At 71.5% G+C, this 13,770-nt stretch carries 15 protein-coding genes; 8 read left to right on the top strand and 7 right to left on the bottom strand.

The features are described from left to right. The first annotated feature begins 31 nt into the window (after window positions 1-31). Genes G569_RS57165 through G569_RS0103115 form a run of 5 tightly spaced genes read left to right on the top strand, consistent with a single transcriptional unit; the run spans window position 32 to window position 3,618 of the window. Window positions 32-1,150: a coiled-coil domain-containing protein gene (locus G569_RS57165; protein ID WP_053225762.1), complete on the top strand. Its 1,119-nt coding sequence runs from the start codon at window positions 32-34 to the stop codon at window positions 1,148-1,150. Between the two features lie 36 nt (window positions 1,151-1,186). After that, complete coding sequence (locus G569_RS0103130) at window positions 1,187-2,332, top strand: GAF domain-containing sensor histidine kinase (protein ID WP_028062336.1); 1,146 nt, start codon at window positions 1,187-1,189, stop codon at window positions 2,330-2,332. Further along, window positions 2,322-2,744 carry an acyl-CoA thioesterase gene (locus G569_RS57160; protein ID WP_053225761.1) on the top strand — a complete coding sequence of 141 codons (423 nt, stop codon included), beginning with the start codon at window positions 2,322-2,324 and terminating at the stop codon, window positions 2,742-2,744. The genes G569_RS0103130 and G569_RS57160 overlap by 11 nt, the downstream gene beginning before the upstream one ends. Further along, window positions 2,744-3,205, top strand: a complete 462-nt coding sequence (locus tag G569_RS0103120; protein ID WP_028062335.1) for a CYTH domain-containing protein — start codon at window positions 2,744-2,746, stop codon at window positions 3,203-3,205. The genes G569_RS57160 and G569_RS0103120 overlap by 1 nt, the downstream gene beginning before the upstream one ends. Next, window positions 3,202-3,618 (top strand): RidA family protein, encoded by a 417-nt coding sequence (locus G569_RS0103115; protein ID WP_028062334.1) that lies wholly within the window; start codon window positions 3,202-3,204, stop codon window positions 3,616-3,618. Before G569_RS0103120 ends, G569_RS0103115 begins: the two co-directional genes overlap by 4 nt. On the opposite strand, the gene G569_RS0103110 is transcribed toward G569_RS0103115, so the two are convergent. The 6 genes from G569_RS0103110 to G569_RS0103085 form a co-directional block, all read right to left on the bottom strand. Further along, the gene (locus tag G569_RS0103110; RefSeq protein WP_028062333.1) at window positions 3,590-4,327 is read right to left on the bottom strand and encodes an SDR family NAD(P)-dependent oxidoreductase; all 738 of its coding nucleotides are present in this window, start codon (window positions 4,325-4,327) and stop codon (window positions 3,590-3,592) included. The genes G569_RS0103115 and G569_RS0103110 overlap by 29 nt on opposite strands. After that, window positions 4,324-5,607, bottom strand: coding sequence for a TolB-like translocation protein (locus tag G569_RS0103105; protein ID WP_028062332.1), 1,284 nt, complete (start codon window positions 5,605-5,607; stop codon window positions 4,324-4,326). The genes G569_RS0103110 and G569_RS0103105 overlap by 4 nt, the downstream gene beginning before the upstream one ends. A gap of 107 nt (window positions 5,608-5,714) precedes the next feature. After that, window positions 5,715-6,134, bottom strand: coding sequence for a hypothetical protein (locus G569_RS57155; RefSeq protein WP_028062331.1), 420 nt, complete (start codon window positions 6,132-6,134; stop codon window positions 5,715-5,717). Further along, window positions 6,115-6,993 (bottom strand): FAD:protein FMN transferase, encoded by an 879-nt coding sequence (locus G569_RS57150; protein WP_053225760.1) that lies wholly within the window; start codon window positions 6,991-6,993, stop codon window positions 6,115-6,117. Before G569_RS57150 ends, G569_RS57155 begins: the two co-directional genes overlap by 20 nt. After that, window positions 6,990-7,499, bottom strand: a complete 510-nt coding sequence (locus G569_RS0103090) for a ferric reductase-like transmembrane domain-containing protein (RefSeq protein WP_028062330.1) — start codon at window positions 7,497-7,499, stop codon at window positions 6,990-6,992. Before G569_RS0103090 ends, G569_RS57150 begins: the two co-directional genes overlap by 4 nt. Before the next feature lie 64 nt (window positions 7,500-7,563). Continuing rightward, window positions 7,564-7,863 carry a hypothetical protein gene (locus G569_RS0103085; protein WP_028062329.1) on the bottom strand — a complete coding sequence of 100 codons (300 nt, stop codon included), beginning with the start codon at window positions 7,861-7,863 and terminating at the stop codon, window positions 7,564-7,566. A 62-nt stretch (window positions 7,864-7,925) separates the two neighbouring features. Here G569_RS0103085 and G569_RS0103080 point away from each other — a divergent pair, with 62 nt between their 5' ends. Both G569_RS0103080 and G569_RS0103075 read left to right on the top strand, forming a co-directional pair. After that, window positions 7,926-8,576, top strand: coding sequence for an HAD family hydrolase (locus tag G569_RS0103080; protein WP_028062328.1), 651 nt, complete (start codon window positions 7,926-7,928; stop codon window positions 8,574-8,576). 11 nt (window positions 8,577-8,587) lie between these two features. After that, entirely contained in the window at window positions 8,588-9,070 is a 483-nt protein-coding gene (locus G569_RS0103075; protein ID WP_028062327.1) for a DUF2269 family protein, read from the top strand. On the opposite strand, the gene G569_RS57145 is transcribed toward G569_RS0103075, so the two are convergent. Further along, window positions 9,067-11,193, bottom strand: coding sequence for a putative bifunctional diguanylate cyclase/phosphodiesterase (locus G569_RS57145; RefSeq protein ID WP_053225759.1), 2,127 nt, complete (start codon window positions 11,191-11,193; stop codon window positions 9,067-9,069). The genes G569_RS0103075 and G569_RS57145 overlap by 4 nt on opposite strands. Window positions 11,194-11,410: 217 nt before the next feature. Here G569_RS57145 and G569_RS0103065 point away from each other — a divergent pair, with 217 nt between their 5' ends. Further along, the gene (locus G569_RS0103065) at window positions 11,411-13,759 is read left to right on the top strand and encodes a bifunctional aminotransferase class I/II-fold pyridoxal phosphate-dependent enzyme/GNAT family N-acetyltransferase (protein ID WP_053225758.1); all 2,349 of its coding nucleotides are present in this window, start codon (window positions 11,411-11,413) and stop codon (window positions 13,757-13,759) included. The last annotated feature ends 11 nt before the right edge of the window (window positions 13,760-13,770 follow it).

Here is a 13,770-nt window from a genome sequence, read left to right as displayed (position 1 = left end):
GCCCGGCAGGAACTAGGGTCGAGGCCTCGAAATGCGGATCGGTCGTCTCCTGCTGCCGTTGGCGGCACTCATCCTGGCGCTCGCGGCGCCCGCCAACGCGCAGGACGGCCTGCGGAGCGCGGCGTCGCGGCTGAAGGCCGCGGTCAAGGCCGAGGAGTCGCGGATCGCCGCGACGCGTGAAGGGCTCGCGGACGCCGAGCGCCGGCTGGCCGTGCTCGACGAGCGGGCGCGCAAGCGGCGCACGCAGCTCGACGACACGCAGAAGAAGCTCGTCGCCACCCGCGTGCGGCTGACGCGACTGGAGAAGAAGCAGGCAGAGGCGGAGAAGACGCTCGCCGAGAACCTGCGCCACAACTACATGGACGGCGAGCCGACGTTCGCCACCGTCGTGCTCAACGCCGACGGGTTCACCGACCTCGTCGAGCGCTTCGAGTTCCTGCGCAGGATCGCGCGCCGCAACGCCTCCGTGCTGGGCGACACGCGCGACGCGCGGATCAAGGTCAAGGGCATGACGAAGGACCTCACCGAGCTGCGGACGACCTACTCGAAGCTCGCGCGGGAGGCCGACGACGACCGCAACCAGGCGGACGCGATCCGCACCGCGCTCCTCAACCGCGAGCAGGACCAGCTGCGCAAGCGCAACGCCAGCGCGTCGAAGCTCGCGTCGGTCCAGGGTCGGATCGCGGCGATCGAGCGCCGGCAGCGCGCGGCCGCCCGGCGCGCGGCGATGGCCGCCTCGGCCACGAGCGCGGCGCCCGGCATGAGCGGCAACACGGGCGGTGGCGGCGGTGGCGGCGGAGACGTGGTCGCGCGCGTGGTCGCCGCCGCCAACCAGATCGCCACCACGCCCTACGTGTGGGGCGGCGGCCACGGCGGCGCGAGCGGCGGCTACGACTGCTCCGGCTCGATCTCCTACGCGCTCGCGGCCGGCGGCCTCCTCAACGGCTCACTCGACTCCACCGGCTTCATGAGCTGGGGCGAGCCCGGCCCGGGACGCCGGATCACGGTCTACGCCAACGCCGGCCACGCGTTCATGGTCGTCGACGGCCGCCGCTACGACACCAGCGCGCTCTCCGGCGGCGGCACCCGCTGGACGAGCCAGATGCGCAGCACCGCGGGCTTCGTCGCCCGCCACCCCCCGGGTCTCTGAGTTGCGGCGGTGACGCCAAGCCGCGAGACTGCGGGGATGTTGGTCCGGGGTGTCGAGGACATCCAGGTCGTGCAAGAGCAGGCGGCCCTGCTCCGAATCGCCATGCTCGTGGCCAGGGACGAGCCGCTGGACTCGCTGTTCGGCGCCGTCTCGGCCGAGGTCTCGCAGTTGCTGCACGTCGACGCGGGCGCTGTCATGCGCTTCATCGGCGGCGAACGGGCCGTGATCGTGGGCGTCCACCGCAACGGCGGGACCCACAGCCTGCCCGTCAACGCCGAGCTCGACTTCGAGCGCGACACCACGGCGATCGGGCGTGCGCAGGCGACGCTCCTGCCGGCGCGGATGGTCTACACCGCGAGCTCGAAGGGCGACGTCCCGGCGACGCTCAAGAAGGCCGGGCTGCAGGTGACCGTCGCGGCGCCGGTGCTGCGCCACGGCAGCGCGTGGGGCGTGCTCGTGGCGTCCGGGGCGGACGAGGAGGCGCTGCCGCCCGGGTGCGAGCGGCGGCTCGTCGGGCTTTGCGGCCTGCTCGCCCAGGCGCTCGCCAATGCCGAAGCGCGCGCCGAGCTGGCCGCCTCCCGGGCGCGGTTGGTCGAGGCCGGCGACGAGGCCCGCCGGCGCCTCGAGCGCGCGCTCCACGAGGGCGCGCACCAGCACGTCGTCGCCCTCGCCCTGAAGCTGCGCGTCGCCTGCGGGCGCGCGATCCCGGGCTCCCCGGAGGAGGCGCTGCTGGCCGAGGTGCTGGCCGACGCGATGGAGGCGAGCGCGGCGATGGGAGAGCTGGCGCGGGGGCTGCATCCCGCGGTGCTGTCCGAGCGCGGCCTCGCGGCCGCGCTGCAGGTGCTGGTGGCGCGGGCGCCGATGGCCGTGCAGCTGCGGGAGCTTCCCGGGCGGCGCTTCGAGGCGATGCTCGAGACGACGGCCTACCTGGTCGTGGCGGAGGCGATCGCCAACGCGGGCGCGTACGCCCACGCCACCGAGACCGAGCTTCGTGTGGCCGACGGCGGCGACCAGCTGACGATCGAGTTCCGCGACAACGGCATCGGCGGCGCCGCGGTCAAGCCCGGCGGCGGCCTCGAGACCCTGGCCGACCGTGCCGCGGCGGTCGGCGGCGCGTTCTCGGTCGACTCGCCCCGCGGCGGTGGCACTGCCGTCCGGCTCGTGATCCCGGTTGAACGCTGACGGCTGGCGGTACTCGTTCCGCGACCGGATCCGCTACGGCGATCTGGACACGAACGCGCACCTGAACAACGTCGCCGTCCACCAGTTCTTCGAGAGCGCCCGCGTCGCCTACATGCGCGGGCTCTTCCCCGCGATCGACCCGATGGGGCGCGCCGGCGGCTTCGGGATGATCTTCGCCGAGACCCACGTGCGCTTCGCGTCGCCGGGCTTCTACGAGGAAGACCTGCGGGTCGACGTGCGCCCCGAGGAGCTGCGCCGCTCGAGCGTGAGGATCGCGTTCCGGATGGTCTGCGAGGGTGACGGGCGGCTCGTCGCCGAAGGCTGGGGGACGCTCGTCGGCTACGACTACGCGAGCGGCCGCGCGGCGCCCTTCCCGGAGCCGATCGCCGAACGTCTTCGAGAGGAGCTCTGATGGAGGTCGAACGCAAGTACCGGCTCAGCGCGCGCCCCGACGGGCTCGACGCGCACGAGTCCAATCGTCTCGAGCAGGGCTACCTCGCGCTCGACCCCGCCGGCGCCGAGGTCCGCGTCCGCCGCAAGGGCGCCAAGCACACGCTGACGGTCAAGACCGGCAAGGGCCTCGCGCGCGGCGAGGAGGAGGTCGCGCTCGACGCGGCCGACTTCGACCGCCTGTGGCCGCTGACCGAGGGCCGGAGGGTGGTCAAGACGCGCTACCTCGTCCCGCTTGACGGGGGCCTCACCGCCGAGGTCGACGTCTACGAGGGTGCGCTCGAAGGGTTGCTGACCGCCGAGGTCGAGTTCGCCGACGAGGCCGCCGCCCACGCCTTCACCGCCCCTGAGTGGATGGGCGAAGACGTGACCGGCGACGCCCGCTACGCGAACCAGACGCTGGCCGTGAGCGGCCGGCCGTGACGCTGCGCCTCGTCAACCCCGGCACGCTCGCCACACCGCAGACCTACACGCACGTCGTCGTCGCGAGCCCCGGCACGCTGGTCTTCATCGCCGGCCAGGTCGCCGAGGACGCGCACGGGAACCTGGTGGGTCCCGGCGACCTCGGCGTCCAGGCGCACAAGGCGTTCGAGAACGTCGGCCACGCCCTCGCGGCGGCCGGTGCGCGGCCGGAGGACGTCGCCAAGCTCACGATCTATGTGCCCGGGATGCGCCCGGAGTACATCCCGGTGATCGAGGCCGCCCGCCAGGCGACGTTCGGCGCTCACAAGCCCGCCGACGCGCTGATCGGCGTTCAGACGCTGGCCGAGGCGGGCCGGCTCATCGAGGTCGAGGCGATCGCCGTCGTCAGCGCACCTGCTCCGTCGGACGGATGAGGATCTCGTTGACCGCCATGTGGCGGGGACGCGTGACGATGTAGACGACGGCGTCGGCGATGTCGCCGGCCTCGAGGATCTTGTAGGTGTTGGGGTTGAGGTTGTTGCGGACCTCCGGGCGCACGTGCATGACCAGCTCGGACTCGGTCGCGCCCGGCTCGACCAGCGACGAGCGCACGTGACGCGCCGTGACCTCCTGGCGCAGGGCCTCGGCGAAGACGCCGACCCCGTGCTTGGTCAGCTGGTAGATCCCGCCGCCCTGGCCGACCCGGCGCCCGGCGACCGAGCTGATGTTGACCAGGTCGGCGACGTTGCGCGGCCCTGCCTGCGCCCACTGCAACAGGTGCGGGAGCGCCGCGTGGGCGACGTAGAGCAGGCCCTTGAGGTTGAGGTCGATCATCCGGTCCCACTCCTCGACCGGCGCGTCGACGAGGTCGCCGAGCAGCATCACGCCCGCGTTGTTGACGACGGTGTCGAGCCGTCCGAGCTCGCCCACCGTGCTCTCCACGGCGGCGATCGCCTGCGAACGATCCGTCACGTCGGCCTCGATCGCCAGGCCGCCGAGTTCGGCGGCGAGCGCGTCCAACCGGTCCTTGCGGCGCGCGACGAGCGCCACCTTCGCGCCCTGGGCCGTCAGGGCGCGCGCGGTGGCCTCGCCGATGCCGCTGCTCGCGCCCGTGACGAGCGCGACCGTTCCTTCCAGTGTCATGCCCGGATTGTTAGCGCCTTCTTCGCGGTCAACCCGCCCTGCTTCGCGGTGACGGTGACCTTGCCGCGCAGCTTGAGCTTGAACGTGACCTTCCCCGCGGCCTTGGCCGTCTTGGACACCTTCGCCACCGTGCGCGCCTTGCGCTTGGCGGTGACGGTGACCTTGCCGGGACCCGGCACGGTGACGGTGACCTTGCCGGAGCGGGACACGGAGAGGGTCAGCTTGCGCGTCGCGGGCGGCTGAGCGTCGGCCGGGGTGGGCGTGGCCGTCTCGAACGCGGACGCGGGCGGAACGTCGGCGACGCCCCAGTCCGGGTGCTTGGCGCCGGGGAAGACGAGCGTGCCGGGAGCGCCCGGCGCGCAGCCGTCCGGGATCGCCGCCACGAAGACGCCCTCGGCGGTGCTGTAGGCCATCGCCTTGCTGCTCGGGGCGAGCGTGGTGCTCTCGAACTTGCCCGGCAGCTCGTAGCACTGCTGGGCGACCGGCACGTTCTCGTGGTTGGTGAACGGCGTGTGGTCCCAGTCGGGGGCGCCGAAGGGCGACATGGTCGTGCGGTAGACGCGCAGCTTCTCGTCGTAGAAGCCGGCGATGCCGACGACGGTCTGCTGGTCGCGCGAGAGCTCGACGTCCTTGACGCCGAGGCCCTGGTTGGGGTCATAGAACCAGGGGTCGATACCAGGCGTCCCGACCGTCGAGAACACCGCGTCGTCGTTGAGGTTCGCGCCCGCCGACGAACGCAGCAGGATGTCGTTGGACACCCAGTGCGGGGCGACCCAGCCGGTCAGCAGCCCGTACGCGTCGACGCCGGTGAACGCGGTCGAGTTCGTGATCCCGACGCCCTGGCTCTGCGTGTAGGCGTAGCAGGGCGGGACGGTCAGCTCGTTGCACCCGGGCGCCGCGTCGTAGGTGTCGTTGAAGTACTCGAAGGCGATCTTCGAGCCGTCGGGCGAGATCTCAGGGTCGAACGGACCGTGGAACTGCGTGACGGGACCGCCGACCGGCGAGCCGTCCGAGACGTAGGTCGAGAACTCGGCCAGCACCTGGCCGGTGCGCGAGAGCTTCTGGATCTTCTCGCCGCCGACGAGCGCGGCCATCGTGCCGTCGTCGGCTTGGGAGACGTAGTAGTAGCCGCCGGTGTGGGTGACCTGCTGCTTGCGGGCGCCGTCGGGCGTCGCGAGCCAGATGTCGTTGTTCTGGATGTACGCGATCGAGTCAGCCGCCGCGGGCGCTGCGCCTACGAGGCTGAGCGCGACCGCGACGAGGGTGAGACGTGGGAGCATGGCGCGGAACTCTCATCTTCCGGCCTTGCCCGCCCCTTGCCGCGAGCTTGCCGCGGGGAACGCCCCCGCGCTGGCGGATCTCCGCCAGCGCGAATCGGGCGTTATCCCTACGACGTGGTTGCGGCGGATGGGGTACCGCTCGGGGGAGCCTGGCCTCCGTTGGGCGGCCCGCCCTGCGGCATCACCTTCTCCAGCGCCGCCTTGACCTTCGACTCGCTCAGGCCGAGCTCCTTCGCGAGATTGGCGGCCATGTCACCGGGACTACCGCCGGAGGGCCGCTGCCCCTGCTCGCCCGGCTGCGGCATGAACTTCTGCATGGCAGCTTGCAGCTTGGCGGTGGACACGCCGAGCTCGGTGGCGAGCGCGCTGAAGTCCATCCCGCCGCCTTGCGGTGGCTGCCCGTTCTGCTGCTGTTGCGTGGTGCCGTTGGTCGTCGCGGCGTCCGAGCCGCAGCCGGCGACGGCGCCGCCGGTGAGCGCCGCGGCGCTCGCGAAGACCGCGATGCGTCTAAACGCTCGCTTGTTCATGTCGTGCTCCTTGGATGGTGAAGTGCGTGCCGTCGTCGAGCACGACGACACCGCCGTGCTCGAGCCAGTCCGCGGCACGGTCGGGTCCGCTCAGGACCGCGGCCTTGGCCCGCCACTCCGCCTCGACGGCGGTCGGGGCGAGCGCGGTGGCCTGGACGACGCCGGTGAAGGCCGGGCGTCCGGTCGCGGGGTCGAGCAGGTGGTGTGCCGGGCGTCCGTCGGGGCCGAGCCAGCTGCGCCGGCCGATCCCGCTCGTCGCCACGGCCGTCCGCTCGAGCTCGAAGACCTCCAGCGGAGCGCCGCCGAACGGGTCGGCGACCTCCAGCCGCCGAGGCGCGCCGCTGAAGCGCAGGTCGCCGCCGCAGTCGACGGCGAACTCGTCCCCGAGGCGCTCGGCGATCAGGTCGGCGAACAGCCCCTTGGCCAGCCCGCCGCTGTCGAAGCGCACGCCGCGCGGGCGGCGGATCTCCCAGCCGTCGACGAGGATCTCGTCCCAGCGGGCATCCGGGTTCGGCGCGGCGGGGCGGCGGCGCGGGGCGAGCCCGAGCGCCAGCTCGAGCGGCAGCGGCGCGCCGAGGTCGCCCAGATAGCCGGCGGCCTCGATCTCGCCCACCAGCGTCCCGTCGACGAGCCCGCCGGTGGCCTCGGCGGCCTCGCGCACGGTCTCGACCAGGCGGGTCATCGTCGTGCTGACGGGGACGACGTCGCGCGGGTCGGCGTTGAGGCGGCTGAGCTCGGAGGTCGCGATGAAGCGGCTGAAGCGCATGTGCCAGTTCTCCAGGCAGCGCCGCGCCTCCTCCTCGGCCTCGGTGGTCGTGGCCCAGACGCCGCAGCGTGATCCGAAGCAGGTGAATCTCATGCGGGAACGGGGGTGGTCGGGGTGAAGCGGCGCACGAGCAGCGCGCCGGCGGGGACGACGAACAGGCCGGCGGCGAGCAGGAACCAGGCGGTGCCCGCGTCGGTGCCCATCATCAGGGCGTGGGCGATGCCGAGCACCCAGGCGAGCGCGGTGAAGCGGTGCAGGACGCGCCACCGCTGGATGCCGATCCGGGCTCGCACGTAGTAGGAGAGACCGAGGATCACGAACGCCCAGCCGGCGACGATCCCCACGCTCATCCACAGTCGCTCATAGCCGGAGACGAACGGGATCGTGAGGTCGGCCAAGCTCGGTCTGAGATACGAGTCGCCGAGCAGCGAGAGCGCATGAACCGCGAGCGCGACCATCGTCGCCAGCGAGAGCGACTCGTGGACGATCCGCCAGTCCTTTCCGCGCCGGCTGAGGCCGACCGCGACCGCCAGGCTCGAGACCAGGAGGGCGATGATGCCCGCGGCGCGGCTCGTGATCCAGAACGCGTGCTCGCTCACGGGGCCACCCCCGGGACGCCCGAAACCCGACGGTTGGTCCCTCGTTGCGGGAAGCCGGGCTCGTTCATGACTGGCTCGTGCTCATCGTCGAGCCGTCGTCCTGCGACGAGGAGCTCTGCTGCGAAGAGGTGTCGGTCGAAGCGGTAGAGGAGCTGGTGTCCGTCGAGGTGGTGGTGTCGGTGGAGGTTGCGGTCGTGCCGGTCGAGGCGACCGTCGTGGTCTCGGCGCCCATCGAGCCGTCGAAGGCGACGACGCCCCAGGCGAGGACGAACGCGGCGAGGACGGAGGCGACGATGCGCTTGCGGAGGTTCGAGATCCGGCGGGCGCGGGCGGCGAGTTTCTCCTGGGCGAGTGCGGAGGGCATGCCATGAGAATCGGGTCGGTCGCCGAGAGCCGCCTGCGAGAACCCTGAGAGGATCCTGGGCGATGAACTCGACCGTGATCTTCGACCTGGACGGCGTGCTCGTGGACTCGCGCGCGGTCTTCCTGTCCTGCGTGAACTACGCCTTCTCCAAGCTCGGCCTGCCCACCCGCCCGGATGAGGAGCTGCTGCCGTACATCGGCCCGCCGTTCGCCTATGGCTTCGGGGAGCTGCTCGGCGTCGCCCACGACGCGCCGATCGTCGACGCCTGCATCGACGGCTACCGCGAGCGCTACAGGACTGCCTCGCTGACCGAGACGACGGTCTCGCCCGGCATCCCGGAGGCGCTGGCGGCGCTCGACGGCCACCGGCTCGCGGTCGCGACCTCCAAGCCGCTCGCGCTCACCGAGCCGCTGCTGGAGGCGATGGGCCTGCGCGACCACTTCTCCGTCGTCGCCGGGCCGGACCTGGCCGCCCGCGCCGAGGGCAAGACCGAGACGCTCGGCCGCGCGCTCCATGAGCTGGGGCCGACCCGCGCCGTGATGGTCGGCGACCGCTCCTTCGACGTCCTCGCCGCCCAGGCTCACGGCATCCCGGCGATCGGCGTCACGTGGGGGATCGGGACGCCGCACGAGCTGCGCGAGGCCGGCGCCGACCGGATCATTCATGAGCCGGAGGAGCTTCTCGCGACCGCAAACGTCCTGCTCGGCGAATAGGGTCCCGGGTCGTGCTCGCCAACTTCAGCCTTTACAACATCTCGCTCTGGCTGCACATCTCAAGCGCCGTCGTCGGCCTCGGAGCGACGTTCGCGCTCTCGGTGGCCTTCCCGCTCGCGATGCGCCTGGACGTCCGCTACATGCCGTTCATCCACCGGATGAACATCGAGGTGCTGCGCAAGCTCGCATCGCCTGCGCTGCTGCTGCTGATCATCACCGGCATCTACCAGGGAGTCGACGCCGACCTGATGAGCAAGCCGTGGCTGGGGATCACCTTCGTGATCGCGATCGTCCTCGGCGGCCTGCAGGGCGCGTACTTCATCCCGACCGACCGCAAACTGGCGGCGATGGCCGAGAAGGAGCTCGCGGACGGCGCGACGACGCTCTCGGAGGACTATCAGAGGCAGGCGCAGCGCGAAGGCGCGATGGGCGCCCTGTCGGGCTTCCTGATCGTCTTGGCCGTCTTCTTGATGGTCGTGAAGCCGGGCGGCTAGAGCCGCGACACGGGTTCGCGAGACGCGAGGGCGGTGAGCTCGGCGGCCGGCATCGGGCGGCCCATCAGGAAGCCCTGGCCGAAGTCGCAGCCGCTCGAGGCGAGCAGGCGGTAGGCCTCCTCGGTCTCGATGCCCTCGCCCACGGCGCGCAGGCCGAGGTTGTGGGCGAGGTCGACGATCGTCTCGACGATCGTGGCCGCCTCGCGATCCTCGTCCATGCCGAGGATGAAGGACTTGTCGATCTTGAGCTCCTGGACCGGCAGCTCGCGCAGGTAGGCGAGCGACGAGGAGCCGGTGCCGAAGTCGTCGAGCGAGAGCGAGATGCCGAGCTCGCCGAGCCGGTTCATGATCTCGATCACGCGCACCGGGTCGGCGGCGACGATCGTCTCGGTGATCTCGAGCTGGAGCATGCCCGGGTCGACGTCCCACTTGGCCAGCAGCTCGTGGACGTCCGTGGGGAGGCCGAGGTCGAGCAGGTTCGGCGCGCCGAGATTGACGGCGACGGGGAGGTCGAGCCCTTCGTCGCGCCACGCGGCGCACTGGGCGAGGGCGTCGTCCAGCACGCGCAGGGTCAGCGGGCGCATCAGGCCGGTCTGCTCGGCCAGCGGCAGGAACGCGCCCGGGCCGAGCAGGCCGAACTGCGGGTGGTCCCAGCGCACGAGCGCCTCGGCGCCGGCGACCCGGCCGGTCTCCAGGTTGAACTTGGGCTGGTAGTGCACGACGACCTGGCCGGACTCGATCGCGTCGGGCAGCTCGCCGATCAGCGCCAGGCGGGCGCGCGAGTGGCCGTCGCGCGAGGCGCTGTAGACCTCGGCGCCGACGCCGCGCGCCTTGGCGGAGTACATGGCGATGTCGGCGCGCTGCATCAGCGTCTCGACGTCACGGCCGTGCTCGGGGAACATCGCGATGCCGACGCTCGCGCGGACGAGCAGGGTCAGGCCCTGGAAGCGGAAGGGCTCCTCGATGGCGCGGGCGAGCCGCGCGGCGATGTCCTCGGCGTCCTCGACGGTCGTGCCGGGCTTGAGCAGCACCGCGAACTCGTCGCCGCCGACGCGGGCCACCAGCTCGGCGTCGGGGACGCCGGCCTCCAGCCGCGGGCCGATCTCGCGCAGGAGCCGGTCGCCCGCCTGATGGCCGAGCGTGTCGTTGAGCTCCTTGAAGTGGTCGAGGTCGATCAGCATCAGCCCGAGCTTGGTCTTGGCGGCGCGGGCGGCGGCGGTGGTCTCCTCGAGGCGGGCGAACAGGCGGCGGCGGTTGGCGAGGCCCGTCAGCGGGTCGTGCATCGCGTCGTGCTCGCGCTGGGCGGCGAGCGAGCGCAGCTCCGACTCCAGTTCGCGGCGGTCCGTCGCGTCGCGCATGTTGAGCACGTAGCCGTCGACCGCGGTGTCGTGCAGGCGGTTGGCGGCGACGACGTCGAAGTCGCGGAAGCCGCCCTCGCCGTGGGCGAGGCGCAGCGTCAGGTTGCGAGCGTGATCGGGCTTGCCGGCGGCCTCGGCGAAGTAGCCGTCGAGCGCGGCGCGGTCATCCGGATGGATCAGCTCTCCGAACGGGCTGCCGACGAGCGCGTCGGGGTCCTGGGCGAGCACGCCTCGGATCGAGGCCGCCTGCCAGCGGATGCGCAGGTCGGCGCCGACGATCGTGACGACGTCGGTGGAGTTCTGGACGATCGAGGTGAGGCGGCGCTGGATCGTCTCCGTGGCGCGCAGCGCGACCGACAGGGACTGGCAGAGGATCGGGGCTAGCGCGAGGCCCATCGCGCGGGTGACGTCGCCGTCGAACTGCAGCTGCCCGCGGCCGATGTGGCCGCCGAACAGCGCCGCGAGGTAGAACGCGTAGCGAACCGCGGCCAACAGCGGCCCGCCGTAGAGGCTGCGGAAGGCGAGGCCGAGCACCGGGAGCAGCGGGTCGCCCGGGGTCACGCGCAGGATCAGGAAGATCGCCGCCGCCTCCAGCGGCTCCAGCGCCACCGAGAACGATCCGCGCTTGTAGCCGCGGATCCAGTAGATCCCGAGCGCCAGCGAGAGCAGCACGCCCGTGAACTTCTCGGGGATCGACGGCGAGGTGAACGCCGACATGAAGGCGACGCTGACCGTCCCGACCTCGGCGAGGACGAGCAACAGCATCCGGAAACGCGCAAAGAGCGTTGGCGGCAGCTTGAGTGACCGAAGGTGGAGCACCTTGTCCAGTGATTTCGGACGGAACGGCGTCGTCTTGAGGCTGACCGGACAAAACGCACACTTGAGTCCAACGCACCATTTGCCGAAGGGACCCCTGAACCTCAACCCTCGGGGGAACTACGTGCCGACTGCTGAAGAGCGCCTGGCGATTCTGGATGAAGTGATGACGACCGGAGCGAGCAAGGGTCTCCTCCACATCGACATCGACGATCACGCCCTCGACGGGCGCACCGTGTTGCTCGGCGGCGAGCCGCACATCAACTTCGGGTCCTGCAGCTACCTCGGTCTGGAGCTGGATCCGCGCATGAAGGCCGCGGTCATCGACGCCGTCAACCGCTACGGGACGCAGTTCTCGTCCTCGCGGTCCTACCTGCAGTCACCCCAGTACAACGAGCTCGAGCCGCTCCTGGACGAGATGTTCGGCGGCCATGTGCTGGTGACGCCGACGACGTCGCTCGGCCACCTGGCGACGCTGCCGGTGCTGGTCGAGTCCCGCGACGCCGTGCTGCTGGACCACCAGGTCCACGCCAGCGTCCAGATGGCGGCCAACCAGCTGCGCGTGAAGGGCGCGACGGTCGAGCTGATCCGCCACAACAACATCGAGCGCCTGGAAGCGATGATCCAGCGCCTCGCGCCGACCCACCAGCACATCTGGTACATGGCCGACGGCGTCTACTCGATGTTCGCCGACCTGGCGCCGTTCGCCGAGCTGGTCGAGCTGCTGGACCGCTACCCGCAGCTGCACATGTACATCGACGACTCGCACGGCGTGGGCTGGGCGGGCAAGCACGGCCGCGGGCCGGCGCTGGACGCGATGGGCATGCACCCGCGGCTGGTCGCCGCGTGCTCGCTGAACAAGTCGTTCGCGTGCGCGGGCGGGGCGATCGTGTTCCCGAACGCCGAGTTCAAGCGCAAGGTGCGCACGACCGGCGGCCCGATGATCTTCTCCGGCCCGGTCCAGCCGCCGCTGCTCGGCGCCGCGATCCAGTCCGCCAAGATCCATCTGTCCGACGAGCTGCCGGTCATGCAGGCCGCGCTGCGCGAGCGGATCGAGCTCTTCACCGACCTCGCCGACGAGTTCTGCATCCCGCTGGCCTCGCGCGACGTCACGCCGATCCGCTACATCCCGCTCGGGCTGCCGACGCTCACCCACGACGTCCTCCAGCGGCTCGTCGACGACGGCCACTACACGAACTTCGGCACGTTCCCCGCGGTGCCGATGAAGCACACGGGCGTGCGCGTGACGCTCACCTTGCACCACACGCTCGACGACGTGCGCGCGCTCGTGGAGTCGCTCGCGAAGCACGTCCCGGCCGCGCTCGCGCAGGCCGACGAGGCGGCGCGCCGGCGCCACATCAAGATCGTGGGCGAGGGCAAGCCCGCGCTGACGCTCGAGCATCACCGCTCAGCCGACGCGCTCGACGCCGCCGAGTGGGACCACCTGCTGGGCGAGCGCGGCACGTTCACGGTCGACGGCCTGAAGTACCTCGAGACCGCGTTCGCGGTGGGTCGCGGCGTGCGGCCCGAGGACGAGTGGGACTTCCACTACTACCTCGTCCGCGACGCCGAGGGCGTCCCCGTGCTGGCGGCCTACTTCACGGCCGCGCTGTGGAAGGACGACATGATGTCCTCCGCCGAGGTCTCCGAGCTGGTCGAGCGGCGGCGCGTGGAGGATCCGTACTACCTGACGTCGCGCACGTTCGCGATGGGCTCGCTGCTGACCGAGGGCGACCACCTCTACCTGGACCGCAACAAGGACTGGAAGGGCGCGCTCGACCTCCTGATGGCGGCCGTGTCCGAGCACGCGAAGGCCGAGGGCGCGGGGACGATCGTGTTCCGCGACCTGCACTCCGCCGACCTCGAGCTCGCCGACGCGGTCAAGGAGCGCGGTTATGTCCGCACGTCGCTGCCGGACTCGCTGGTCTACGAGCCGGTCGCGGGCGGTGACGAGGAGTGGCTGGCGACGTTGACGTCCAAGGCGCGCGTGCACCAGCGCAAGTCGGTGCTGCCGTTCGACGACGCGTACGACGTCGAGTGGCTGCGGGCCGGCGGGCGGTCGGTGAGCGATGCCGAGCTCGACCATCTCTATGGCCTCTACCTGGCGGTCCAGCAGCGTGGGCGCGACCTGAACTCGTTCCCGCTGCCGAAGACGTTCCTGCGCGACATGCTCGCGCACGCCTCGTGGGAGCTGATGACGCTGACGCTGCGCGAGACCGGACAGGTCGTCGCCTTCGGCGCCCACTTCCTCGGCGCGCGCCACTACGCGCCGATGGTCGTCGGGCTCGACTACGCGGTCGTCCGGACGCACGGCGCGTACCGGCAGGCGATGCGCCGCGCGATCCTGCGGGCGCGCGAGCTCGGCTCCCGCCGCGTCCTGCTCGGCATGGGCGCCACGTTCGAGAAGACGCGCTTCGGCGCGCACGTGCAGGAGCGCGTCGCCTTCGCCCAGGCGGCCGACCACTACTCCTCCGAGGTCCTCGCCGCCCTGGCGGCGGACACGCACGGGGCGTGATTAGCTGCATC

The organism is Solirubrobacter soli DSM 22325 (assembly GCF_000423665.1).
GTDB lineage: Bacteria > Actinomycetota > Thermoleophilia > Solirubrobacterales > Solirubrobacteraceae > Solirubrobacter > Solirubrobacter soli.
Note: the sequence above shows the minus strand (reverse complement) of the source record. Positions and strands in the feature narration are given on the sequence as shown.